Origin of the sequence: Pseudomonas sp. KBS0707 (assembly GCF_005937945.2) — a bacterium.
Taxonomy (GTDB): Bacteria; Pseudomonadota; Gammaproteobacteria; order Pseudomonadales; family Pseudomonadaceae; genus Aquipseudomonas; species Aquipseudomonas amygdali.
Window position 1 is genome coordinate 64,414 of the sequence record NZ_CP041754.1, and the last position, 23,877, is coordinate 88,290.

Consider the following 23,877-nt stretch of genomic DNA (forward strand, 5'->3'; position numbering starts at 1 on the left):
GTGATCGATCAGGTCAGTGTGTAAGCGAAGTCGCCATCGCTGCCCAGATCGATGGTCAGGCTCTGAATCGGCTTGTCCTGCGCCATCCGCTCCAGCACTCGCTGGGCGAGTTCCGGCATGAGGGTTTTGGACAGGATGTTGTCGATGTTGCGTGCGCCGCTGTCGACTTCCGTGCAACGCGATGCGATGGCCTTGATCAGCGCCTCGTCGTAACGCAGCACTGCCTGGTGATTGCGCTCGAAACGCTTGCGGATGCGCTCAAGTTTCAGGCCGACAATGCGTTCCAGAATCGCGTCTTGAACCGGGTAGTACGGCACGATGGTCAAGCGACCGAGGAACGCAGGTTTGAACACCTGATTCAGCTCGTCGCGCAGGCCTTCCACGATGTCATCGGGGGTTGGCTTCTGCTCGGTGTTCAGGCACCACTGCATGATGCGATCAGTACCGGTGTTGGAGGTGAGAATGATCACGGTATTGCGGAAGTTGATCTCGCGACCTTCGCCATCGTCCAGCACGCCTTTGTCGAAGACCTGGAAAAACAGCTCGAGCACGTCCGGGTGGGCTTTCTCCACCTCGTCGAGCAGCACCACGCTGTAAGGCTTGCGGCGCACGGCTTCGGTCAGCACGCCACCTTCGCCATAACCGACGTAGCCCGGCGGGGAGCCTTTGAGGCTGGAGACTGTGTGGGCTTCCTGGTATTCGGACATGTTGATGGTGATGACGTTACGCTCGCCGCCATACAGTGTGTCAGCCAGCGCCAGCGCAGTTTCGGTCTTGCCGACACCGCTCGGGCCGAGCAGCAGGAACACACCGATCGGCTTGTTCGGGTCTTCCATGCGCGCGCGGGAAATCTTGATGCGCTTGCCGATCTCTTCAAGCGCATGATCCTGCCCCAGTACGCGTTCACCCAACAGCGCCGGCAGGCTTTGTACGGTATCGATCTCGTCGCGCAGCATCTTGCCCAGCGGGATACCGGTCCAGCCGGAAATCACTTCACCGATGGTGCCGCCGTCTACCAGCGCGTGGACCAGCGGTTGCTCGCCCTGCACACTGGCCAGTTCGGCACGCACTGCAGCGATCTGCTCAGCATCAGGCGCGCCGTCTTCCGGAACGCTGAGTGCGCCAAGCTTTTCGACCAGTTCCAGCTCGCGCTTCCACTGTTGCTCCAGCGACTCGCGGGTTTCCTGTTCGGCTTTCAGCTCTTCGTGCAGGGCCGTCAAACGGCGAGCGTGGTCGCTGCCCTTGGCGGTTTCCTGCTCCAGCACGGTGATTTCTGCATTCAGGTTGTCGATGTGGCGCTTGCAGTCTTCCAGCGCGCCTGGCTGCGCCGATTGGCCCAGCGCGACGCGTGCGCAAGCGGTGTCCAGCACGCTGACGGCTTTGTCCGGCAATTGGCGGCCGGTGATGTAGCGATTGGAAAGGCGTACGGCCTGCACCAGCGCTTCGTCCATCACGGTGACCTTGTGATGCTCCTGCATCTTCGCCAGCAGCCCACGAAGCATGTGGATGGCCTTGTCTTCGTCAGGCTCTTCGACTTTCACGACCTGGAAGCGTCGAGCCAATGCGGCGTCTTTTTCGAAATACTTTTTGTATTCTGCCCATGTAGTGGCGGCGATGGTGCGCAGCTCGCCACGCGCCAAGGCAGGCTTGAGCAGGTTCGCTGCGTCGTTCTGCCCGGCCTGGCCACCCGAGCCGATCAACGTGTGGGCTTCGTCGATGAACAGAATGATCGGGTGCAGGCTGCGCTTGGTTTCTTCGATGACCGACTTGAGGCGGTTTTCGAACTCGCCTTTGACCCCTGCACCGGCCTGCAACAGGCCCAGATCCAGGGTGTGAATGGCGACGCCCTTGAGCACCGAAGGCACGTCGCCCTGCACGATGCGCAGCGCCAGACCTTCCACCACGGCTGTTTTACCCACACCCGCTTCACCAGTCAGGATCGGGTTGTTCTGACGGCGGCGGGTCAGGATGTCGACCATCTGCCGCACTTCGAACTCGCGTCCCAGTACCGGATCGATACGACCATCGCGGGCGCTCTGGGTCAGGTTGACGGTGTACTGGTCCAGGGCAGGGGTCTTGCCGTTGCCCTTGGTGGTTGCGCCCGTGCTTGCGTCGGCGTTGGCCAGAGGCTTGCTCAGTTTGGTCTCCGGGCTGCCTTCGACCAGCGCGCTCATATTCAGGCGCAGGTCGTCAGCGTTGATTTTCTCCAGTTCCGGCGCCGAACCGATGACCACGCGGCGCAGGGCATCGTCATCCAGCAAGGCCTGAATCAGGTGGCCGGTGCGGATCTGCGACTGACCGAATTCGATCGACGCCAGTACCCAGGCCTGCTCGATCATGCGCGTGATGTGCGGCGAGAGCGCAGGCGTCCGTGTGTTGCCTTTCTTGAACGTCCCCAGCGCGGTGACCAGCTGTGCTTGCAGGCGATCAGGCACTACGTCGTAGTGGCGCAGGATCACCGGCAGGTCGTTATCGTTGTTGTCGAGCAATTGCAGCAGCAAGTGCTCGACTTCAACGTCGTAGTGGTTCTCCGACAGGCACAGCGCAGCAGCGCTTTCAGTGGCAGTGCGGCTCGTTTCGTTCAGCTTGGCGAACAGGGACTTCAGGTTCACAGGGAGACCCCATCAAAAGGAATATGGAAAACAGCGCAACGGGAGGGCTCCACGTCGACACCGGGGCGTTTGAGCCAGCCAAGCCAGCCCAGCGATACATTGCCTTGGCGGCCCAAGCGGGCCACGGGTACAGCTTCGCGCTTGAGCTTCGGCGCAATCTGGAAGTCCAGTTCGGCGCCGATGTAAAAACGCACCAGCTCAACAAGCTTCTGGTAATCCTCGGTGCCCGGCTGAAAGCGCTGGTAGTCAGCCAGTTCCAGAGGCCCCATTTCGATACGTACGCACGACTGGTAATCCCAGACGCGATTGCCAGCCACGGCGCTCTGCCCTAGCACGGCGTTCTTGCGGCCCAACTGCGTGCACTGGCTGCTGTCGAGCTTCAGCCAGCGCCCGGCGAACTGCTGGATCTTGAACGGCAGCGAGAAATAAAAACTCAGCATGACTTCAAGGTTCAGGGCGTTGCGCGGCTTCTGGGCGAACATCCCCGAGAAGTAGCTGAACAGTTCGCGACGCAATGGCGACTCGCCCTTGTCGAACTTTTGCTTCAAGGCTTCGGGGCCGAAACCCACCAGGTTGAGCAAATAACGATCAAAGTTCGACGTGCCGTTACGCTCGTACTCGATGTAAAACTTGTACTTCTGCCAGGCCTCGTAAAACAGCGTGGTCATGCGATGCGAAAAAATATCCAGAAACGCATGCGCAGCGTCGTCTCGGTACTGAATATGCCTATCGATGAGTAGCTCGGTGTACGGCCGCGGCAGCACGCCTGATGGGCCGACCAGGCCCATGAACGTGACCTGCACCTCGGACAGCGGCAAACCGGCCGCCGAGAGCTTGCCTTCGCGTTCGAACTGCAGGTCGCTGACTTCACTGGCCGGAAAGTTCAGCGACAGCTGCGAACGAAAGCGCAGAGGGTCCTCATGCGGCCTGGTTTCCAGGTCCATGCGCCCATTCCTGCTGTAATGCAGGCGAAGCAAACGCACCAACTGAAAAAATTCGAATCGGTGCGGCTCAGCCCTTGCCTGGTCAATCAGACCAGGGGTTGATCGCCTGTTCGCGGGGGCCATTGGACCACTCTCTTTTCGCGCTGCACGGTGCGAAGGGTTAATTGGGTAAAGCTGTTCATCGAGCAGTACTGACCAAAGAAGTGGTCAAGGACCATGCCGAACAGGAACACGCCGCTGCCGGTGTACTGGCTTTCATCGAACTTCAGCGTAATACCGACGCCGCGCACAAAGTTCGGCCGCGGATGGCCGATGCGTGCCACGACCGGCTCGCTGCTCACCGAAACGATCCCGTTGATCTGTTTGCGAATCGCCGACACGTTGCGGTAGTTGTAAAGCGACAGCAGTTCCAACAGCACTTCGCGCCCCTTCGAAACCAGCGACATGTGGTTCAGCGACAGGTGCGAGATGAGCCGCCAGATCACGCCGTTGCCCAGCGGCACGCGCACCGTCGCCGTCGGTTTGCGCAGGCAGCGGATGTCCTTGATCACCGAGTTGGAGGGAATGTTGAAGTCCCCGCGCTCGCCGCCAAAAGGCAGCATCAGTGGCAAATCGCGGTTGCTGCACGTCAGGCGGATACTGAGTGTGTCGTTGTTGGAATCAATCAGTTCCAGATCCCGATCCACGACGCGGATGAACATGTTCGAGCCATCGCTTTGTCGGCTCTGCGTCGGACGTCGCCGGGCGATCCAGAAGCTCTGACCGGGGCCTTGATCACCGCGTGGTTCAAAGAACGGATGGCAGGTGCCGACCTGATCGTTGCCATTGATCTTCTTCACCCGCCGCACGCGATCGATAGAGACCACTTCGGCAGAGCTTTGCAGGCGAACATCCGGTGTCACCGCGTATTCATGCTGGACGTGGGTCAGCTTGATCGGCTCGGCCTGCTGGCGGAACAGGTTGATGATGGGCGTGCAGTTGAGCTTGAAATTGTTACGGCCGATGTTCTGGGTCAGGCGTGCCAGACGATCCGTCAGGTCGTAGTCGGAAAAGTAGAAATTGATTTCCACTTTGGCGATCTCTTTGCCAGCCAGAATACGGGCAAAGCCTGACAGGTCGAAGAACATGAACTTGTCAGGGAAGGTGAAGTATTCGTGCAGCAGTCGATAACCCAGAAACGAACGCTCCGAGTAATCCACCAGCCCTTCATCCAGACCATAACCGACAGACTTCAGGGCGTCGGCGGGCAGCACCACTTCACGAATGCGCCCTTCGTCTTCGAACGACAGGGTCGCTTTGGCCAGGTTGTTGAACAGCAGCTCATACAGTTGATGCATCAGCGTGCTTTCGCCATCAAGGAAAAAGCGCAGTCGGTCCAGTTCCATCTTGCCGAACAGGACGTCGGAGGTCGCACCCAGGCCGATGCGCAAGCGCGCAATCAGGTCTGCACTGTGGCCGTTGAACGCCGAACGCTCCATTTCAATGAACGAAGCACTTTGCACTGCCACTGGCCACAGTTCGACCGGGTAGCACGTACGAAACTTGCACACTATTCCGTCTATCGGTGTGGCATGCAGCTCGGTGTGCCGGGCTACGCGATAGGATTCGGTGACCTTTTCCTGCTTGCCCATGTTGAACTCGACGATGGACATCGAAGGGGTAGGGCGCAGGTAGTGCGGGTACAGCACCTCCAGAAACGACTCGACGATTTCAGGAAACTCATCGTCGAGTTTCTTGTGTACGCGCGCCGACAGGAACGAGAACGCCTCGATAAGGCGCTCGGTGTGCGGGTCTTCGCAGTTGTCGCCCTCAATCAGTAATCGCGAAGCGATCTTCGGATATTGAGCGGCAAATTCCTGGCCCAGAAAGCGCAGGTGCGAGAGTTCCTTCTCGTAATAGGGCAGCAGATCGTCGAGCATCAGTTGAGGTTCTGCACTTTGTATTCCTGAGTGTTGACCTGCAGCACGGCGTCAAAGGAAACCTGACGCGAAATGTCCTGCAGACGCAGTACTGCGTCCACACGAAAAGTCAGCATGCGCTGGCCGGTCTGTTGTGCAAGCAACTGGACTTTCACGCTGCGGAAACGTCGGTCACCGACAGAAATTGCCTTCTCCAGCTGGCGCTGAATCAAAAGACGGTCCTGTGGGTCGAGCACGCTTCTACTGGTGAAGTCGGGCATACCGTAATCGAGGATGGTGCCGCTCAGATTGGCGAAACCCTCCAGCTCGTTAGCGACCAGAGACTGGCGAGTGTTCACCAGAATCTCCAGGTCACGAACGATGCTGGCCTTGTAATCGGCCAGCGAACTCAACCGTTGCGATGACGATTCCACGGACTGATGCGGACGATCGTCGAGCAACCGATCCAGCAATGAAGGCAACAGCTTGTGTTGACTACTCATGTTGCCTCCCTGGCTAAGTGATGGATCAGCCGCGAGTCGATTGCGGCAATTCGGCGACCAGACGCAACGATGCTGTCAGTTCATCCAGTTGGTAATGCGGACGCAGGTAGGTCACGGCCTTGTAGACGCCAGGCTTGCCGGGAACTTCAAACACTTCGGCACGCGCTTCGCGCAACGGGAACTTGGCCTTGGCTTCCTGACTGGCGGTGTCATCCAGCAACACGTAGCTGGACAGCCACTTGTTGAGGAACAACTCGACATCCTTGCGCGATGCGAAACTGCCGATCTTGTCGCGCATGATCGCTTTCATGTAGTGAGCGATACGCGAGGTCGCGAAGATGTATTGCAGTTGCGCCGAAAGACGCGCGTTGGCGTTGGCAATGTCGGTGTTGTACTGCTTCTGCTTCTGGGTCGACTGAGTGCCGAAGAATGCGGCGTAGTCGGTGCCTTTGCAGTGCACCAGAGGAATGAACCCCAGGTCCGACAGCTCTTTTTCGCGACGGTCGGTGATGGCAATTTCAGTCGGGCATTTCAGCGCGATTTCGCCGTCATCGGTCTTGAAGGTGTGGGTCGGCAGGCCTTCGACCAGACCGCCGCCTTCCACGCCGCGGATCGCCACACACCAGCCGTAGCGGGAGAATGCATCGGTCACGCGAGTGCCCAGTGCGTAGGCAGCGTTCATCCACAGGTATTTGTTGTGGTCACGGCCATCGACGCTTTCGACGAAGTTGAATTCTTCGACGGGCGTGGTATCCGGACCATATGGCAGGCGACCCAGCACGTGCGGCAGGGTCAGGCCGACATAGCGGGAGTCTTCAGAGGCGCGGAACGACTTCCATTTGGCGTATTCGACGGTATCGAAGATTTTCGCCAGATCGCGAGGGCCGGCCATGTCGGTGAACGAGTCCCAACCGAACAACTCAGCCGATGCCGCGGAAATGAACGGCGCGTGGGCGGCGGCTGCAACGTGGGAGATCTCCTCGAGCAGGTACATGTCTTCCGGGCTGCGGTTGAACTCGTAGTCCCCCAGCAACATACCGAACGGTGCACCACCGAAGGTGCCGTACTCTTCTTCGTAGATCTTCTTGAACAGTGCGCTCTGGTCGAATTCGGACGAGGCCTTGAGGTCACGCACGAGGTCTTTTTTCGACGCATTGAGCAGGTGAATCTTCAGCGTGGTGCTGGTCTCGGTCTGGTCAACCTGATATTTCAGGCCGCGCCAGGACGCTTCCAGTTGCTGGAATTCACGGGCGTGCATGATTTCGTTCATCTGCTCGGAGAGCATCGAATCGATCTCGGCGATGCGCGCGTCGAGCACGGCAATCAGGTCTTTGCTCGGCGTCATCTCGCCTTCCAGCACCTGGGCCACGAGTTCGCCGATCAGATCGCGGGTACGAGTGCGCTCGGTTTCGGAGCGTGCAACGCGGCTTTCGGAAATGATGCTGTCGAGCAGGGAGGATTGCGGGGCGAAGTTTTCAACTTCAACCAGAGCGCTGTCCTGCTGAGTCACGGGTTGCTTATCGGTCATCGTCAGGCTCCTCCTTACTCTTTGCTGTCGGTGGCAGGAACGGCGGCTTCACGGCCGAACTCCTTGCCCAGGGTTTTCAGCTTTTCAGTGTTCTGCAACACGTCCATCAGCAGTTCTTCAAGCTTGTCGTTGCCACCCATCTTGTTACGCAGGTCAGCCAGCTTGTTGCGCACTTCCAGCAGCTTGCGCAGCGGCTCGACCTGACGCACGACGTTCTGCGGCTCGAAGTCTTCCAGTGCATTGAAGTTCAATTCGACGCCAAGCTGAGTACCGTTCTTGGCCAGGGTGTTGTCGACGCGATACGCCAGGCGCGGCTTGATGCCTTTAAGGACGCCGTTGAAGTTGTCGCGATCGATGAAGATGAACTTGCGATCCTTGAGCTTGGGCAGCGGCTCCAGGGGGTTGCCGGAGAAATCGCCGAGAACGCCTACAACGAATGGCAGCTCTTTCTTTTCCTGAGCGTCGCCGATATCAACGTCGTAAGTGATATGGACCCGAGGCGCGCGAACGCGGTCAAGTTTGTGCTGGGTACTTTCCTTCTTCGCCATCGTCATCTCCTGTGCGAGCAACTCGCTGCAAGTCGTTTGCGTACCGGGCCTGGACAGGCCGGGCGCGATTAGAGTCCTTCAATCGTCAGCAAAAGGCGCTGACGGATTTCATCGTTCATTTCCAGAATGTTTTCGTGCCCGACCAACTCTTCGAAGCTTGTATTGCCTGCGATCTGCGTGCTGTTGCGAATGACCGACTCGTCCGGCAGCTCGGAGCGCACCGGTGAGCTGATCACGCAGAACGGCAGATCGCCGAAGTCTTTCAAGCGCTCGAAACTGACCGGGAAGCGCAACCCTTCGAACAGGCGGCTCATGCCGGGTGACTTGCTCAGGCAATAGAACAGGACCAGATAATGCACAACGTAGCGATACAGCTCGGCGCTACTGCGATTCGGGTCCTTGATTACCTTGCGAAACTGCGCCAGATCGAAGGAGTTGAAGCCCACCACCCAGCGCACCGGGCTGGTGATGCGTATGGTCTGCCCGCTTTGTGACAGCACCATGTCGTATTCGAGCGGGAACAGCTCGGGCGTCGTACTGATCAGGTTGAGCGGCACTTCCAGTTCATTGACCAGCTTGAACGGCTCTGCCGATGCAATGCGGTCATAGAGCTCTTTAAGCTCCTTGAAATGGTGCTGAGTTTCTCGACCGCTGCTGCGTTGCGCGCCCTGCAGGTATTCACCGAAGAATGTCTGCGGGCGTATCAGCAACGCGAGGGTCGACAGATAGTCGGACGCCTGCACCTTGAGCGCGTCGGAAATAGCGCGCGTCTGCTTGCGCAGCTTGATCAATGCTTCTATATCGAACGTCTGAGTCATCGGTACATCGTCCTTGAACCCTTCACGACCGCTTCCCGGATCAGACCGGGGACGGGGAAGAGTTGCGAATTTCTCGACTGCACACCTGCTCATGAAGTGGTTTTGCCATGTGCGTAAAGCAAAACGCACCGCCACTATGAGGAAGGATTTGGTGCTGGCATATAGATGTCGTCTAGCCAGCAGTGTGGTCTATGGCACTATTTTCAGTAGGAAAGTTCCTACAGACGGTGGATATTTTCTCGGTTTTGTTACAGTAAGCAATGATTGCTATGAGCCACTAATGGTTAATATTGCAGCAGTAATATAGCCGTAAGCCTTGATTTATAAGGGCTTTGGAGCGTTATCTGGATCCGATTTCGAACGCAATTAAGCTTAAAAAGATGAACTTATTTGCCCGCTGTTTGCGTCTTCAAGACGATAAAATCACGATGCCGTCTTGTGAGCGGATATTTCTCGGATGAGGGATGATGGCACCACGAGTGGTTCAGGTGGCAACAGGAGAGTGAGTGAAGCGCACACCGATTCTTGCCGAGCGCAAGGAGGAAGGTGCTTGCTGATAAACGTCCCCGGATTTTCTTGCAGCAAATAAAAAACCCGCCGAAGCGGGTTTTTCCAAGACCATCCCGACTTCCTGTCGGACGCCTCCCAGGCGATGGTCGATCATCCTTGATCCTGGTGAAGTCCCTGTTCAGCACTTGATGGATCCAATCTTATGCGCCGCGTTCAGGTTCGGGAATAGCCAAGTTCCCCCGCCGCGTGTAAGCCTTTCGCTATACCTCACGTGTTCATGCTCGAACAGCGGGGTGAGGGGCAGGAATTCTGGCGTCAGGAAAGATTTTGCATCTGCAGGTTCGCCGACAGCAAAAATCGCAGGCAATAAAAAACCCGCCGAAGCGGGTTTGTACCAAGACCATTCCAACTCCCTGTCGGCTGCCTTCCCGGCGATGGTCGATCGTCCCTGATCCTGGCGAACTCCTTGTTCGCCAGTTGTTGGATCCAATCTTACGGCGCTGATAGCAGGTGAAAAATAGCCAACCTTCCCTATTGCGTGTAAGCCTTTGGCTATACATGTGTAAGGTTTTGTATGTGGATGGCCGTGAACGTACGCATCAAAAAACCGGTTTCAGCGGCGAAACAGTTGCTCCAGAGGGGTTCAATGTGTTGCTAAGGCGAGAAAGTCGCCGCCACTTCACAATAACGCTGCTCGGCATTTTTACTGTCCTCGTCGCGATTTCGGGCAGCACGTTTGGTCCACTCCCGGCATTCCTCCTTGAAGTTGACCTGCGCAGCCTTGCGACACTCGCGCCGTTCGAATGAGCGAATGGCGAAGTTTTCGCAGACGCTGTCGCCGTCGATGGTGTTGCCGTAAACCCGCCACTGCGCCCGATAGCGGTTTCTGCCGTCCCATTCACGGATGGAGGCCGTCGCAACGCTGTAGGGACGGGCCGAGCGAGCAGGGTTGCGAGCAGCGTTGGCTTTGAAGTCAGCCATGTAGTCTGCGGACACCATGCCTTTCGCCGGTTCTGCCTGAGCGGGTCGAGGAACCTGGCCAAAGCGACAGTTCAATACGCTCTCATCGATGACATTGCCGCTTTTCATGCAGTTATCCAGCGGCTGCACGGCGGCTGGCTGTTCCCGGGTTGCGGCGACAGGTATCAGGTCAGGCGCATGGATCGACGGTGCGGGTGCGGGGCTTGCCACCATTGTCGGTTCGCTGTCGATCACGGTGGTCTCTGGTTCGGGTGCAGGTCGCTCGACAGGTGGTGCCAGTACCACCTTCGGGCTTCGCCCATGAGACACGACCAGCCCGGCCAGGCAACCCGCAACGATAAGGCCTGCCAGCCATAGCCAGTAGGGCCGCGACTTGCCCGGTCGAGCGCTAAGTTTACGGCTTGGATGCGCGCCCAGAACGACATCGACCTGGCCCGGCACAAGGCGCTGAATGCGGATGATCCCGTCGTCTTCGGGTTGCTGTGTGGAATCCATTCCTGCTCCAGATCAAGCGGTATGAAGGTGAGCGCCGCGCCTGCTGACGCAGCAGGCATGAAATCTCAACGTTATCGGCCACGCGCCGTGTTTCTGTAACGCTTTGGTAGTGTATGCATTTGGCCTGTCGCGCTAAGGTTGGGACCGTTTTGTTTGACTGATGGATGAACCGCGAATGCACCAGCGTCTTGAGCAGGTTTTTGGTTACACGCAGTTCCGGCCAGGCCAGGAGGCAGCGATCAGCGCCGTGCTGGCCGGACGCTCGGCTGCGGCAATTTTCCCGACGGGCTCAGGCAAGTCGCTATGTTACCAATTGCCTGCGCTACTGCTGCCCAATCTGACGCTGGTGGTTTCGCCGTTGCTGGCGCTGATCCAGGATCAGCTTGCCTTTTTGCACCGCCACGGCATTGCCGCAGCAAGCATTGATTCGGCGCAAAGCCGCGATGATGTCGCCGACGTCATGGCTCGCGCGCGTTCCGGAGAGCTGAAGATCCTGATGATCTCGGTCGAGCGCCTCAAGAACGAACGTTTCCGCAACTTCATCGCCCAGGTGCCGATTTCCTTGCTGGTGGTCGACGAGGCGCACTGTATTTCGGAGTGGGGGCATAACTTCCGGCCTGATTATCTGAAGCTGCCGGACTACCAGCGCGAATTCAACATCCCTCAGGCACTGCTGCTGACGGCGACCGCGACACCGCAGGTCATTACCGACATGCAGGACAAATTCGCCATTGCCCCCGAGGATGTCATCACCACCGGCTTCTACCGCGCCAACCTGCACCTGTGGGTCAAGCCGGTCAGCGGGCGTGACAAAAGGCGGCTGCTGGTCGAGTGGCTCAATGAGCGGCGCGGCCAACCGACAATCGTTTACGTGACGCTGCAAAAGACCGCCGAGCATGTCGCGGGGCACCTTGAACAGAATGGTCTGCCTGCCAGTGCTTACCATGCCGGGCTGCCCAACGATCAGCGCGAGTCGATTCAGAAGCGTTTCATGGGCGGCAGCCTGAACTGCATCGTGGCGACCATTGCGTTCGGAATGGGCATCGACAAAAGCGACATCCGTAATGTGGTGCATTTCGACCTGCCCAAATCCATCGAGAACTACAGCCAGGAAATCGGCCGGGCAGGGCGCGATGGTGGTGCCTCGGATTGTCTGGTGCTGGCCAACCGCGACAGCCTCAATGTGCTGGAAAGTTTTGTGTATGGCGACACGCCGGAGCGCGAGGGGATTGCCCGTGTGCTGGAGGATTTGCTCGATGCACGCCATGACGGGCAGTGGGAGTTTCTGCTCGGGCCGCTGGCTGATCTCAGCAATATCCGTCAATTGCCGTTGAAGACCCTGCTGGTGCAGCTGGAACTGCGCGGAATCATCGCACCGCGTTACGCTTACTTCGCCGAGTACCGCTTCAAGTTTCTGCTTCAGCCGCACGACCTGATGACGCGTTTCGAGGGTGAGCGGCGCGAATTCGTTCAGGCGTTGATCGATACGTCCAGCCGGGCGCGGACCTGGGCCACGGTCAACTTTGACGCGATGTACCAGCAATACGGTGCCGAGCGTGGGCGGGTGGTCAAGGCGCTGGATTACTTTCAGGAAAAGGGCTGGATCGAGCTGGAAAGCAAGCAGATGACCGAGGTCTACAGCGTGTTGCGCAGTGACTTTGACCCGCAGGCCCTGAGCGTCGAGCTGCACGATTATTTCGCCATCACGAGGCTACTGAAGTTGCGCGCATTCATGCAATGCTTGAGGTGTTCTCCAGTGATCAGTGCCTGACTCATCGGTTGGCACGCTACTTCGGCGATTACAATGCGCCCGAGCAATGCGGCCATTGCTCGGTCTGCCACGGCCAGATCGCCCATCTTCCACAGCCACCTGCGCTGGAACCTCTGGATAACCGGGACTTTCAGCAGGTGTGCGGTGATTTTATCCACAAGCACCAGGACTTCACTGGTCAGCCGCCCAGCGCCGAATGCCTGACGCGCTTTTTGTGCGGTATCAGCGTGCCCTTGTTCACTAGGCTCAAGGCTCGCGCCACCAGCGGTTTTGCCTTGCTGGAGGATTATCCGTATGCGCAGGTGAGGGCATGGGTGCAGGCGATGCTCTAAAACAAAACCGGCCGCTCAGGAGCGGCCGGTTTTGATTCATCAGTAAATAACGGCTGTATCAGTCGCGATGACGACGATGGCCGTGGTGCTTCGGACGACGGTCATGATCGCGATAGTAGCGGCGATCATCACGGCCACCGCGATAACGACGATCATCGCTGCGGCTTTCGTTGCCCATGTAGTTGCCGAGTGCGGCACCACCGCCGCCGCCTACCGCCGAGCCGATCAGGCTGCCGGTGCTGCCGCCAACGCTGCGGCCTACAACGTTACCGCCTGCTGCGCCCAGACCGCCGCCAATGGCTGCTTCTGTACGGTTGCGACGGTCTGCACCGACCGCACCGCCGGCTGCGCCACCCAGGCCAGCGCCAATCGCTGAACCGGTGCTGCCGCCGAGCTGTTGACCGACGACCGAGCCGAGTACCCCACCCAATGCTCCGCCTGCGCCTGATTCGAGGTTGCCTGCAGAGGCTGCACCGCTGATCAAGGCAAGAGACAACAACAGTATCGAGGAATACTTCATGTATGGAATCTCATAGGGATGACGGCGCGATCTTGGTGTCAAGTGAAGAATGTAGCAATGCAATTCCGACGAGTAACACGATTGCCACACAAGCTGCTAAGTTATTGTTTTGGCTAAGGAACTTAAGTCGGAAAAGAGAGTCTGAGGTTACTTGTGAAAGGCCCGTTTCCAGCGAAACGGGCCTTTTTTGTGGGCGTCTTTTATGAACGTCAGATGATGCGGGCCGACTCTGCCGATCGCTCAAGACGAATGGCCACGAACTTCGACGTCGGCGTGCTGCTGCCATCGCCAACGCTTTCCAGCGGTACCAGCGGGTTGACCTCTGGGTAGTAGGCCGCAGCCTGACCGGCCGGAATGTCGAACGCCAGCAGGGTGAAGCCTTTGACGCGGCGCTCGCGGTTGTCGCTCCAGATTGAGATCACGTCAGCTTTCTGACCCGGCTGAAAGCCCAGACGAATGATGTCGGCTTCGTTGACGAACAGCACATCACGCTGGCCTTTGACACCGCGATAACGGTCGTCCAGGCCATAGATAGTGGTGTTGTACTGATCGTGCGAGCGCATCGATTGCATGATCAGGTCCGGAATCTGCCCGGTCGAGCTGATGTCTTCATGGATCAGGCTCAGCGGCAACGCGTTGGATTTGAAGTTGGCGCGCGTCGAGGCTGTGTTCCAGCGGCGGGCACCGGCGGCGTTGCCCAGGTAGAAGCCACCCGGATGTTTTACGCGCTCGTTGAAGTCTTTGAAGCCGGGGATGGTGTCGGCGATCAGGTCGCGAATGCGGTCGTAGTCTTCGACCAGCCACAACCAGTCCACAGGTGTCTTGCCCAGTGTTGCGTTGGCGATACCGGCGATGATCGCAGGCTCGGAACGCATCTGCTTCGACGACGGCTTCAACTGTCCGTTGGACGCGTGGACCATGCTGAACGAATCTTCCACGGTCACGGCTTGTGGGCCGTTGGCCTGGATGTCGATGTCGGTACGGCCGAAGCACGGCAGGATCAGCGCGTCCTTACCATGGAACAGGTGGCTGCGGTTCAGTTTGGTGCTGATCTGCACGGTCAGGTCGCAGTTGCTGAGGGCTTCTGCAGTGCGATGGCTGTCCGGTGTTGCCTGGGCGAAGTTGCCGCCCAGCGCGATGAACACCTTGGCGCGACCTTCGGCCATGGCGTGAATGGCTTCGACCACGTTGTGGCCATTTTCGCGGGGCACTTTGAACTGGAAGCGTTTTTCCAGAGCATCGAGCAGGAACACCGGTGGGCGCTCGTTGATGCCCATGGTGCGGTCACCCTGCACGTTACTGTGACCGCGCACCGGGCACAGGCCTGCGCCTGGACGGCCAATGTTGCCGCGCAGCAGCATCAGGTTGGCGATTTCCTGAATGGTCGCAACCGAATGGCGGTGCTGGGTGATACCCATTGCCCAGCACATGATGACGTTCTTGCCCTTGGCGTACATGCGTGCCGACTGTTCGATGTCAGTCAGCGGCAGGCCGGACTGCTCGACAATCTCGTCCCAGGACGTGTCATCGATGGCGGCCAGGTATTCAAGCACGCCTTCGGTGTGTTCGTTGAGGAACGCGTGATCAAAGACCGACGGCTCATTCGCCAGCTGTGCATCACGCTCCCATTGCAGCAGGAACTTGGCCATGCCGCGCAACAGCGCCATGTCGCCGCCCAGGGCAGGGCGGAAGTAGGCGGTGTTGGTCGGACGGTCACCGTTGGTGAGCATTTCGACCGGGTGCTGAGGGTGCTGGAAACGCTCCAGACCACGCTCTTTCAACGGGTTGACGCACACCACCTGCGCGCCGCGTTGTACCGCTTCACGCAGGGGTTCCAGCATGCGCGGGTGGTTGGTGCCGGGGTTCTGGCCGAGGACGAAGATGGCGTCGGCGTGTTCGAAGTCTTCGAACGTCACGGTGCCCTTGCCCACGCCGACGCTTTGCGACAGCGCTACACCACTGGCTTCGTGGCACATGTTCGAGCAGTCCGGGAAGTTGTTGGTGCCATAGGCGCGCACGAACAACTGATACAGGTACGCCGCTTCGTTGCTGGCGCGACCCGAGGTGTAGAACTCGGCCATGTTCGGGCTGGGCAGGTTCTTCAGGTGCTTGGCGATCAGCGCGAATGCGTTGTCCCAGCTGATCGGCTTGTAACGGTCGGTTTCGGCATCGTAGGCCAGAGGCTCGGTCAGGCGGCCCTGATACTCAAGCCAGTAGTCGCTCTGCTCCAGCAATGCACTGACGCTGTAGCGGGCGAAGAAGGCCGGATCGACACGGCGTTTGGTGGCTTCCCAGTTGACCGCCTTGGCGCCGTTCTCGCAGAACTTGACCATGCCGCTTTCCGGCGAATCGCCCCACGCGCAGCCAGGGCAGTCGAAGCCGCCATTCTGGTTGGTCTTGAGCATCATGCGCAGGTTCTTCAGCGCGTTGTCACTGCCCAGCCAGTGTTGCGTCACGCTGATCAGTGCGCCCCAGCCGCCTGCCGCACCTTTGTATGGCTTGTAGCGGGGGATAGGTGTCTTGTCGGCTTGATGATGAGTGCTCACGCTTGAATCTCCATCGCAGGGCTATAGACCCGCGGCGCACTGTGCTGCGGCAGGTGAATTAAATTGAGGTTGTGGCGGCGGGCCCATTGCAGGGCCAGGCCGGTGGGCGACGACAGGCTGACCAGGGTCTGGATGCCGGCGCGCAATACTTTCTGAATCAGTTCCAGGCTGCAGCGGCTGGTCACGATGGCGACGCCGCCTGCCAAGGGGATGTCCTGACGGATCAATGCGCCGATCAGCTTGTCCAGCGCGTTGTGACGGCCGATGTCTTCACGTCCCAGCAACAGCTGGCCGTTACCGTCCATGAACACCGCCGCATGTACGGCGCCGCAATGGCGGCCGAGCGGCTGGAACTCACCGATGCGCTGACGCAGGCCTTCCAGCCATTCGATCGGGGGCAGGGGCGCGCCGGGCAGCGCCTTCAGGTCAGGCAGTGCCTGCTCGACGGCTTCAACGCCACACAGTCCGCAACCGCTGGTGCCAGCCAGTTGCCGACGCTGCTGCTTGAGTTCCCAGAACGCGCGGCTGGCGATCTCGACCTCGGCCTGCATCGCCGAGCCGCAACCGCTGATTTTGAAGTCGTAGATTTCGTCGTGCGAGGCAATGATGCCGCTGCCCAGGCTGAAGCCGACGATAAAGTCTTCCAGATCGGTGGGGCTGACCAGCATGACTGCCTGGCTGATGCCGTTGTAGGCAATCGCCAGTGCCACTTCTTCGGCAAGTTCGTTACGTGCAGAGTCCGTGCCCTCGAGGTTCGAGTAGCTGTAAGACTGGCTTGCTTCGGGGGCTGGCGTAGCAAAGGACGCCGAGCTGACCTTGCGCGTAACGGGCATGGGCTGAAATACCGGCAGAATGACATCTGCAAGACTAGGCCCGTTCTGGTAAATCGTCTAATCGCTAGTGCTGATGTGCCGATAGATGACGTCGATCAACGCTCTAGCGCGGCATTTCTGCTACCAGTGCAAAACAGGCTTCAGCCAGTGCCGAGCGCGGTGCACTGCGGCGCATGATCAACCCCAGCCGGGCCAGCGTACGGGCGTCGGCGATCGGGTGCAGGCGCAAATGCTCGGTGAGCGTTTCCAGGCCGCCATCCAGCGGCATGATCGCGCAGCAAAAACCGCCATGGACGGCCTGCAGCAACTGATGAACGGCATCGGTCTGGATCAACGGATTGGGCTGAAGGCCACGGCTGTGGAAGTTGTGATCGATCGATTGGCGAAAATGCATGCCGCTGGTCAGAGTGCCCAGCGGCAATTCGACCAGATCGGCCCAGCTCAACGGTTCGTCACCAAAGGTAAAGTGCCGACGGTCATACAGCAGCCCCATGCGCGTGTCGTCCAGGGTCAGCGAGTCGAAGCGTTCGGTGTCCAGCCGTTCCAGGTACGAAACGCCCAGATCGATACGATTGCTCGCCAGTTGTTCCAGCACCTGCTCGGAACTCAGTGACGACAGCTCGAAGCGCAGGTTGGGGTGCATCTGGTGCAGCCGGTGCAGCAATGGCAGCGGATCGAAGCTCGACAGCGGCACTACACCCAAGCGCAGTGTGCCGACCAAGTGCCCCCGGCAGGCAGCCGCTTCAGCCTGCAGGCCGTCGTAGGCTGCCAGTACCGTGCGTGCCCACGCCAACACGCGTTCGCCTGGCGCAGTGAAGCCTTCAAAACGCTGGCCCCGATTGACCAGGGGCAAACCGAGTTCTTCTTCCAGATTGCGCAGACGCATCGACAAGGTGGGCTGGGTGATATTGCAACGCGCAGCCGCATGGCCGAAGTGCCTCGTTTCATCGAGGGCGATCAGAAACTTAAGTTGCTTGATGTCCATATTCACTCCGCTGGGCCGTCCAGACAGCCGATTCTACGCGTTCAGGCTGAAGGATGGAGCACGCCCTTGATCAGCTCCCGATAATCGTCCACCGCAGCGAACTCTTCGGTGTCTTTCGGGCCTTTCTGGCTGTTGGGCTGGCTGACGGCCAGCAAATGGGCTACACCAAAGTGGCGGGCGCTGCGCAGGATCGGCAAGGTGTCGTCGATAAACAGGCTGCGTGCCGGGTCAAACGCGGTGTCGGCCTTCAAGGCGTCCCAAAAATGCTGGCTCTCTTTGGGGAAGCCGTAATCGTGAGAGCTGATCAGGCGCTCAAAATAAGGTGCCAGTTCGATTCGCTCCATCTTCAGCGACAACGAATCGCGGTGCGCGTTGGTGATCATGATCACCCGTTTGCCTGCTTGCTTGATGGCGGCGAGAAAGGTCTCGGCGTCCGGGCGCAGTGCAATCATGTGCGCAATTTCGCGTTTCAGGTCGCGAACCGACAGTTTAAGCTCGGCACTCCAGAAATCCAGGCAGTACCAATTGAGCGTGCCCGCGTTGTTTTCGAACAGCGGCTTTAACTCCAGCCAGGCCATGGCGAAACTGACGCCGTGTAGCTCGGCATAACGCTGCGGCAGGTGTTGCATCCAGAAGTGTTCGTCGTAATGCAGGTCGAGCAACGTGCCGTCCATATCCAGCAGGACGGTATCGATTTCGCTCCAGGGCATGGAAAGCATTCAGGCCTCGTCAGGGGTTGAGAGCGGGTAAGCATATCCGACACAGACATCGGGAAAAGCTCGGTATAGTACCTCGTTCATGTAAAGGAGCCTGTCATGCGTCAGAAACCTACCGTACTTGCCCGTGCAATTGTCGCCAGTAGTCGTCTGTTCCGCGTTGAAGAGCTGCAACTGCGCTTTGCCAATGGCGTCGAGCGGACCTACGAGCGTCTGGCCAGCCGGGGGACGGGGCCCGGCGCGGTGATGATCGTGGCCATGCTCGATGCCGACCACGCGGTGTTGATCGAAGAATATTGCGGTGGTACCGATGCCTACGAGCTGTCCCTGCCCAAGGGGCTGATCGAGCCCGGCGAAGACGTGCTGGCGGCCGCCAACCGCGAACTCAAGGAAGAAGCCGGTTTCGGTGCCCGGCAACTGGAATTGTTGACTGAACTGTCGCTGTCCCCCGGTTACATGAGCCAGAAAATTCAGGTGGTCCTCGCCACTGACCTTTATGAAGAGCGGCTGGAAGGCGACGAGCCCGAGCCAATCCGGGTCGACCGGATCAACCTGCGCGAGCTGTCGAGCCTTGCGCAGAATGCCCAGTTCAGTGAAGGCAGGGCGCTTGCGGCGCTGTACCTGACCCGTGACCTGCTAACCCAGCGTGGATTGTTCCAGCCATGACCGATTCGTTACAAAACCTGCCACATCCGCTGCTCGCCCCGGTGATTGAACTGGTCCGCCTGGCGGGCGAGGTGATCCTGCCGTTCTGGCGAGCCAATGTCACCGTCACCACCAAGACCGACGACTCGCCAGTGACCGCCGCCGACCTGGCAGCCCACCAGGTTTTGGTCGAGGGCTTGCAGGCGCTTGATCGGAGCATTCATGTGCTCTCTGAAGAAGACGCCGACATCCCGTTCAGCGAGCGAGCGAAATGGGAGCGCTGGTGGCTGGTCGATCCGCTGGATGGTACCAAGGAGTTTATCTCCGGCAGTGAGGAGTTCACCGTCAACGTCGCGCTGATTGAGCGCGGTCGTGTGGTGTTCGGTGTGGTGTCGATGCCCACCAACAACCGTTGTTACTTCGGCGGTGCAGGGCTGGGTGCCTGGCGCAGTGATGACATCGACCACCTCCAGCCGATTGCCGTGCGCACTCAGCCGGGCGAAGGGCAGACCTTTACCGTAGTCGCCAGCCGCCGTCATTCCAGTCCGGAGCAGGAGCATTTGCTGGCTGGCCTGTCGAGCGGGCTTGGGCATTTGCAGCTGACCAATATCGGCAGTTCATTGAAATTCTGCCTGCTGGCCGAAGGTGCTGCCGATTGCTACCCGCGACTGGCCCCGACTTCGCAATGGGACACTGCTGCGGCGCAAGGCGTGCTTGAAGGCGCTGGCGGCGAAGTGCTGCAACTGGACGGCAAACCGTTCAGCTACCCGGCACGCGAATCGCTGCTCAACCCGTTCTTCCTGGCGTTGCCTGCCAACGCCGAATGGCGCGACAAACTGCTGGTGCTTGCGCAGTCCTGAGGCCGACTTCAAGGCCTCTGCCCGTCGAGCGTAGGGGCGAACCGGGCGACGCTTCGCTTGCTCGCGAAAGGGCCGGTGAATCCACAGCAAATCCAGTGCTTGAAACGACGCCTTCGCGAACAAGTTCGCTCCCACAGGTCTGCGTCCAGTGCATCCACTGCGCGCAGCTTCACCGGTGCAATACAAACTGCCCGACAAAACGAACAGCCTGTTCTTCGCTGTCCTGCGCGGTAATGCTGGTGTGCAGGGTCATGCGGGCGCGGCCTCTGCGTTGGTAGGTGGTGATGAACTTGTCCCACAGCGCCAGCTCTGGCGCCTCACAGCGGGCGATGGCGTCGGTGCGTACCGGCAGTGGATAACTGATCTGCCCGTCCTGAATCACAATATGCCCATCGCTGATCCCGGCCTCGCGTAGCCGCAGGTGCAGCCAGCCCCAGCCCGCCAGCACTGCGCCGCAATACAGGCTGCCGCCGAACAGCGTGTTCTTGTGATTGACGTTGGGTGCCAGTGGCAGGTGCAGGCGCAGTGTCTGGTTGTGCCAGTCAATCACGCGCATGCCCATTTCGCGGGTCAGCGGAATGTCGTGGTGCAGCACCTGCTCAAGTTCGCGGGCTGCGTCATGTTCAGGCTCAATCGTTGTCATCGGAAGCTCCGCTGCTGTCGCCAAACGTCAGGCCGTGTTTACGCAGTTTGTCGTGCAGGGTTTTGCGCGGCACACCCAGCGCTTCCGCCAGGCTGCGAACCGAGCTGTGCGGGCGAGCCAGCTCGGCGGCGATCAAGGCCCGTTCGAAGCTTTCCACCTGATCACTCAAGCCGCCGCCCGGCGGTGGCGCCTGCTCTGCATCGCCGCCCTCCAGCTCCAGCTCGAGACCCAGCGCAAAGCGTTCGGCGGCGTTTTGCAGTTCCCGGACATTGCCCGGCCAGTTATGACGCAGCAACAGCGCGCGCTGGCCGGGCTTGAGTTCGTGCTTGGGAATGCCGTGGCGCATGCTCGCGGCATCGGCATAATGCTCGAACAGCATCAGCGCGTCTTCGCCACGTTCGCGCAACGGCGGGATACGCAGCGAGGCCACGTTCAACCGGTAATACAAGTCCGCCCGGAAGCGGCCCTGATCAGCCGCCTGCCGCAGGTCCTCCTTGGTCGCCGCAATGATGCGGATGTCCAGCGGGATCTGCTGATTGCTGCCCATTCGCTCGACCACGCGTTCCTGCAGCAGGCGCAGCAGCTTGACCTGCACGTCCAGGCTCATGCTTTCAATTTCATCGAGGAACAGCGTGCCGCCGCTGGCAAACTCGAACTTGCCGATACGTCGCTTCTGCGCGCCGGTAAAGGCACCGGGTTCATGGCCGAACAACTCGCTTTCCACCACCGATTCAGCCAGCGCGCCGGCGTTGATCGCCACGAACGGGCCGCTGCGACGGTTGGACAGATCGTGCAGGGCGCGCGCCACCACTTCTTTGCCCGCACCGGTTTCGCCGAGGATCAACACATCAGCGCGAGTCCCGGCCAAGGCTCCGATCTGTTCACGCAGACGCAGGATCGACGGTGACTGACCGATCAGCCGTGTGCTCAATTGCTGGCGATCGCTCAGGGCCAGGCGCAGGCTGCGGTTATCCAGTACCAGACGGCGCAGCGCCAGAGCCCGGCGCACGCTGTCGAGCATGGCATCGCTGGCGAAGGGCTTTTCCAGAAAATCGTAGGCTCCGGCGCGCATGGCTTTGACCGCCAGCGGCACATCGCCGTGACCGGTGATCAGCAGCACTGGAAGGTCGGGGTCCTGCGCGTGAAGCTGGTCGAGCAGTTCCAGGCCATCCATGCCCTGCATACGGATATCGCTGACCACCACGCCTGGCCAGTCGCGGCCGATGCGTTCGGCCAGCCCGGTTGCCTCGGACAGCGACAGAACGTTCAGTCCAGCCAGGTCCAGGGTCTGGCGAAGTGCCTGACGCAGGTGCGAGTCGTCGTCGATCAGCACCACCTGAATCTGGCTGTCGATGGCTGTGTCCGAACTCATGCGGAAAGGTCCTCTGGCGGTTGAAGATTGGCCCCGGAAGCGCCGGCACGCAGGCGCAGGGTAAGCACTGCGCCGCCGCTCGGATGGTTGGCGAACAGCAATTCGCCGCCCAGCGCGCGCATCAGCGTATCGCAGATGGCCAGACCCAGGCCAAGACCCTGGGTGCGGGTCTTGGTCGTGAAGAATGGCTCGCGGGCCCGCGCCAGTGCTTCCTGAGAAAATCCGGGGCCGTTGTCACGAATGTACAGATTGACGCCCTCGGCAGTTTGCTCGGCACTTATCCACAGCCTGCGCGGCGGGCCTTTTTCGGTGAGGGCGTCCAGCGCGTTGGCGATCAGATTGCCGAGCACCTGACGCAGACGGGTTTCACCGGCCTGTACCCACAGCGTTGCGTCCGGCAGGTCTCGGATCAGCTCGACTTCCATGGCGCGCCGCCGCTTGGCCAGCAACGCCAGCGCATCGTCCAGCGCCGGTTGTAGCGCCACGCTTTCAGGGGCGTGCCGGTCTCGGCGGGCGAAAGCGCGCAAGTGAGCAATGATCGAGGCCATGCGCCCGGTCAGCTCGCTGATCAGCTTGAGGTTGCCGCGCGCGTCTTCGGTACGCTGATGATCAAGCAGCACTTCGGCGTTTTCGGCGTAACTGCGAATGGCGGCCAAGGGCTGATTCAATTCGTGGCTGATGCTCGCCGACATGGTGCCCAGCGCGGTCAGCTTGCTGGTCTGCACCAGTTCGTCCTGCGCCTGCACCAGTTCCTGCTGCGCCTGTTCGCGCTCCAGCACTTCCTGGCGCAGACGACTGTTGAGCCCTTCCAGATCGCTGGTGCGCTCGATAACTCGCATTTCCAGCTCGCGACGTGCCTTGGCTTCGAAGGCGATGCGGTCCAGATAATGACGGCGACGCTGCATCATCAGCCCCAGCAACAACATCAGCACCAGAAGCGCTGCGCCGCCAATCGCCACCACCGTGCGTACCTGGCGGTTGACAAGGGCGCGAGGCGCGAGAATGTTCACGTTCCAGCCGGTTTCTTCGATGGCCTGGGTCTGGGTCAGCCAGGCGTGCTCATCAATCCTCAGAGGCCGCGGGTCGCGGGTCGGGTAGGACTGAATCGCGACGATGGCTTTTTTCTCGTCATCGGTCAGGTCGCGGGTCGCTCGAAAGCGCCACTCCGGGTTGGAGGTCAGGATTACCACGCCGTTCTGATCGGTCAGCAGCAGTTGCTCGGGCGTCTTGCCCCACAGTGTTTCGGTGTGGTCCAGGTCGACTTTGATCACCAGCACGCCGATCACCCGATCACCGTCGCGCACCGGGCCTGCGAAGAAGTAGCCACGCTTGGCCGACGTGGTGCCAAGGCCGAAGAAGCGGCCGGTTCTGCCTGCCAGCGCATCGATGAAATAGGGTCTGAAGGAAAAGTTTCGGCCGATGAAGCTGTCCTTCTGCTCCGAGTTCGAAGCGGCCAGGGTCAGGCCGTTGGCGTCCATCAGGTACATGACGTCGGCACCGGTCTGGCGCGTTATCTCGCTGAGCAGACGATTGGCGTTTTTCAGGGTGGTGACGTCGCTCGGTGCGGCCAGTGCGCCGCGCAAGGCGGGCAGGTCGCCGAGAATCTGCGGCAGGGTTTCATAACGGTGCAGAGTGCCGAGCAGGTTGGCGACGTACAGGTCCAGGGTCTGGCGGTTCTGGTTGGCCAGCACGTTGCGGTAATAACGTTCGGCCAGATGCTCCAGCGGCCACAGCAACGGTGCCAGGCACAGTGCCAGAAGGGCAAGGCTGCGCCAGCGAGGGCGGGGCGGCAGAGCAGCAGAAGTCATGGTCATCGA

At 59.8% G+C, this 23,877-nt stretch carries 19 protein-coding genes and 1 pseudogene; 3 read left to right on the forward strand and 17 right to left on the reverse strand.

Going from position 1 to position 23,877, the window contains the following annotated elements; translation table 11 throughout:
* Positions 1-8: 8 nt before the first annotated feature.
* The 9 genes from tssH to FFH21_RS00335 all read right to left on the reverse strand — a co-directional run bounded on the left by tssH (position 9) and on the right by FFH21_RS00335 (position 10,837).
* Complete coding sequence (gene tssH, locus FFH21_RS00295) at positions 9-2,612, reverse strand: type VI secretion system ATPase TssH (protein ID WP_054072862.1); 2,604 nt, start codon at positions 2,610-2,612, stop codon at positions 9-11.
* Positions 2,609-3,679 carry a type VI secretion system baseplate subunit TssG gene (gene tssG, locus FFH21_RS00300; RefSeq protein ID WP_002551422.1) on the reverse strand — a complete coding sequence of 357 codons (1,071 nt, stop codon included), beginning with the start codon at positions 3,677-3,679 and terminating at the stop codon, positions 2,609-2,611. Before tssG ends, tssH begins: the two co-directional genes overlap by 4 nt.
* A complete protein-coding gene (gene tssF, locus FFH21_RS00305; RefSeq protein ID WP_002551423.1) occupies positions 3,643-5,475 on the reverse strand; it encodes a type VI secretion system baseplate subunit TssF in 1,833 nt (610 codons plus the stop codon). The genes tssG and tssF overlap by 37 nt, the downstream gene beginning before the upstream one ends.
* Positions 5,475-5,957, reverse strand: coding sequence for a type VI secretion system baseplate subunit TssE (tssE, locus tag FFH21_RS00310; protein WP_003420335.1), 483 nt, complete (start codon positions 5,955-5,957; stop codon positions 5,475-5,477). The genes tssF and tssE overlap by 1 nt, the downstream gene beginning before the upstream one ends.
* A 25-nt stretch (positions 5,958-5,982) precedes the next feature.
* Positions 5,983-7,485, reverse strand: a complete 1,503-nt coding sequence (gene tssC, locus FFH21_RS00315; protein ID WP_003343625.1) for a type VI secretion system contractile sheath large subunit — start codon at positions 7,483-7,485, stop codon at positions 5,983-5,985.
* A 14-nt stretch (positions 7,486-7,499) separates the two neighbouring features.
* Entirely contained in the window at positions 7,500-8,033 is a 534-nt protein-coding gene (gene tssB / locus FFH21_RS00320) for a type VI secretion system contractile sheath small subunit (RefSeq protein ID WP_002551425.1), read from the reverse strand.
* A gap of 68 nt (positions 8,034-8,101) precedes the next feature.
* Positions 8,102-8,851 (reverse strand): hypothetical protein, encoded by a 750-nt coding sequence (locus FFH21_RS00325; RefSeq protein WP_002551426.1) that lies wholly within the window; start codon positions 8,849-8,851, stop codon positions 8,102-8,104.
* Positions 8,852-9,335: 484 nt separating this feature from the next.
* Positions 9,336-9,515 (reverse strand): hypothetical protein, encoded by a 180-nt coding sequence (locus FFH21_RS00330; RefSeq protein WP_125856974.1) that lies wholly within the window; start codon positions 9,513-9,515, stop codon positions 9,336-9,338.
* A 500-nt stretch (positions 9,516-10,015) separates the two neighbouring features.
* The gene (locus FFH21_RS00335) at positions 10,016-10,837 is read right to left on the reverse strand and encodes a hypothetical protein (protein ID WP_004663077.1); all 822 of its coding nucleotides are present in this window, start codon (positions 10,835-10,837) and stop codon (positions 10,016-10,018) included.
* Between the two features lie 175 nt (positions 10,838-11,012).
* Between FFH21_RS00335 and FFH21_RS00340 the strand changes: the two are divergent.
* Positions 11,013-12,940, forward strand: a pseudogene (locus tag FFH21_RS00340) (ATP-dependent DNA helicase RecQ).
* A 58-nt stretch (positions 12,941-12,998) separates the two neighbouring features.
* Here the strand turns inward: FFH21_RS00340 and FFH21_RS00345 are convergent.
* The 5 genes from FFH21_RS00345 to yrfG all read right to left on the reverse strand — a co-directional run bounded on the left by FFH21_RS00345 (position 12,999) and on the right by yrfG (position 18,543).
* On the reverse strand, positions 12,999-13,460 hold the full coding sequence (locus FFH21_RS00345; protein ID WP_002551428.1) for a glycine zipper domain-containing protein: 462 nt from the start codon (positions 13,458-13,460) through the stop codon (positions 12,999-13,001).
* Between the two features lie 209 nt (positions 13,461-13,669).
* Entirely contained in the window at positions 13,670-16,006 is a 2,337-nt protein-coding gene (locus tag FFH21_RS00350; RefSeq protein ID WP_011167355.1) for an FdhF/YdeP family oxidoreductase, read from the reverse strand.
* Positions 16,003-16,839: a formate dehydrogenase accessory sulfurtransferase FdhD gene (gene fdhD, locus FFH21_RS00355; RefSeq protein WP_011167356.1), complete on the reverse strand. Its 837-nt coding sequence runs from the start codon at positions 16,837-16,839 to the stop codon at positions 16,003-16,005. Before fdhD ends, FFH21_RS00350 begins: the two co-directional genes overlap by 4 nt.
* 103 nt (positions 16,840-16,942) lie before the next feature.
* A complete protein-coding gene (locus FFH21_RS00360) occupies positions 16,943-17,824 on the reverse strand; it encodes a LysR family transcriptional regulator (RefSeq protein ID WP_002551430.1) in 882 nt (293 codons plus the stop codon).
* A 41-nt stretch (positions 17,825-17,865) separates the two neighbouring features.
* Complete coding sequence (gene yrfG / locus FFH21_RS00365) at positions 17,866-18,543, reverse strand: GMP/IMP nucleotidase (RefSeq protein ID WP_002551431.1); 678 nt, start codon at positions 18,541-18,543, stop codon at positions 17,866-17,868.
* Positions 18,544-18,639: 96 nt separating this feature from the next.
* Between yrfG and nudE the strand changes: the two genes are divergently transcribed.
* Entirely contained in the window at positions 18,640-19,206 is a 567-nt protein-coding gene (gene nudE / locus FFH21_RS00370) for an ADP compounds hydrolase NudE (protein WP_005734101.1), read from the forward strand.
* Positions 19,203-20,045 carry a 3'(2'),5'-bisphosphate nucleotidase CysQ gene (cysQ, locus tag FFH21_RS00375; RefSeq protein WP_004654088.1) on the forward strand — a complete coding sequence of 281 codons (843 nt, stop codon included), beginning with the start codon at positions 19,203-19,205 and terminating at the stop codon, positions 20,043-20,045. The genes nudE and cysQ overlap by 4 nt, the downstream gene beginning before the upstream one ends.
* A 169-nt stretch (positions 20,046-20,214) precedes the next feature.
* On the opposite strand, the gene FFH21_RS00380 is transcribed toward cysQ, so the two are convergent.
* Genes FFH21_RS00380 through FFH21_RS00390 form a run of 3 tightly spaced genes read right to left on the reverse strand, consistent with a single transcriptional unit; the run spans position 20,215 to position 23,874 of the window.
* The gene (locus tag FFH21_RS00380; protein WP_004654091.1) at positions 20,215-20,688 is read right to left on the reverse strand and encodes a YiiD C-terminal domain-containing protein; all 474 of its coding nucleotides are present in this window, start codon (positions 20,686-20,688) and stop codon (positions 20,215-20,217) included.
* Positions 20,675-22,060 carry a sigma-54 dependent transcriptional regulator gene (locus FFH21_RS00385; RefSeq protein WP_004654092.1) on the reverse strand — a complete coding sequence of 462 codons (1,386 nt, stop codon included), beginning with the start codon at positions 22,058-22,060 and terminating at the stop codon, positions 20,675-20,677. The genes FFH21_RS00380 and FFH21_RS00385 overlap by 14 nt, the downstream gene beginning before the upstream one ends.
* A complete protein-coding gene (locus FFH21_RS00390; RefSeq protein WP_004654094.1) occupies positions 22,057-23,874 on the reverse strand; it encodes an ATP-binding protein in 1,818 nt (605 codons plus the stop codon). The genes FFH21_RS00385 and FFH21_RS00390 overlap by 4 nt, the downstream gene beginning before the upstream one ends.
* Between the last annotated feature and the right edge of the window lie 3 nt (positions 23,875-23,877).

Coding starts and splice junctions, on each gene's coding strand:
- tssG (WP_002551422.1), bottom strand. CDS start 3,679: ATGGCCCCCGCGAACAGGCGATCAACCCCTGGTCTGATTGACCAGGCA.
- tssF (WP_002551423.1), bottom strand. CDS start 5,475: ATGCTCGACGATCTGCTGCCCTATTACGAGAAGGAACTCTCGCACCTG.
- tssE (WP_003420335.1), bottom strand. CDS start 5,957: ATGAGTAGTCAACACAAGCTGTTGCCTTCATTGCTGGATCGGTTGCTC.
- tssC (WP_003343625.1), bottom strand. CDS start 7,485: ATGACCGATAAGCAACCCGTGACTCAGCAGGACAGCGCTCTGGTTGAA.
- tssB (WP_002551425.1), bottom strand. CDS start 8,033: ATGGCGAAGAAGGAAAGTACCCAGCACAAACTTGACCGCGTTCGCGCG.
- FFH21_RS00325 (WP_002551426.1), bottom strand. CDS start 8,851: ATGACTCAGACGTTCGATATAGAAGCATTGATCAAGCTGCGCAAGCAG.
- FFH21_RS00330 (WP_125856974.1), bottom strand. CDS start 9,515: ATGATCGACCATCGCCTGGGAGGCGTCCGACAGGAAGTCGGGATGGTC.
- FFH21_RS00335 (WP_004663077.1), bottom strand. CDS start 10,837: ATGGATTCCACACAGCAACCCGAAGACGACGGGATCATCCGCATTCAG.
- FFH21_RS00345 (WP_002551428.1), bottom strand. CDS start 13,460: ATGAAGTATTCCTCGATACTGTTGTTGTCTCTTGCCTTGATCAGCGGT.
- fdhD (WP_011167356.1), bottom strand. CDS start 16,839: ATGCCCGTTACGCGCAAGGTCAGCTCGGCGTCCTTTGCTACGCCAGCC.
- FFH21_RS00360 (WP_002551430.1), bottom strand. CDS start 17,824: ATGGACATCAAGCAACTTAAGTTTCTGATCGCCCTCGATGAAACGAGG.
- yrfG (WP_002551431.1), bottom strand. CDS start 18,543: ATGCTTTCCATGCCCTGGAGCGAAATCGATACCGTCCTGCTGGATATG.
- nudE (WP_005734101.1), top strand. CDS start 18,640: ATGCGTCAGAAACCTACCGTACTTGCCCGTGCAATTGTCGCCAGTAGT.
- cysQ (WP_004654088.1), top strand. CDS start 19,203: ATGACCGATTCGTTACAAAACCTGCCACATCCGCTGCTCGCCCCGGTG.
- FFH21_RS00380 (WP_004654091.1), bottom strand. CDS start 20,688: ATGACAACGATTGAGCCTGAACATGACGCAGCCCGCGAACTTGAGCAG.
- FFH21_RS00385 (WP_004654092.1), bottom strand. CDS start 22,060: ATGAGTTCGGACACAGCCATCGACAGCCAGATTCAGGTGGTGCTGATC.
- FFH21_RS00390 (WP_004654094.1), bottom strand. CDS start 23,874: ATGACCATGACTTCTGCTGCTCTGCCGCCCCGCCCTCGCTGGCGCAGC.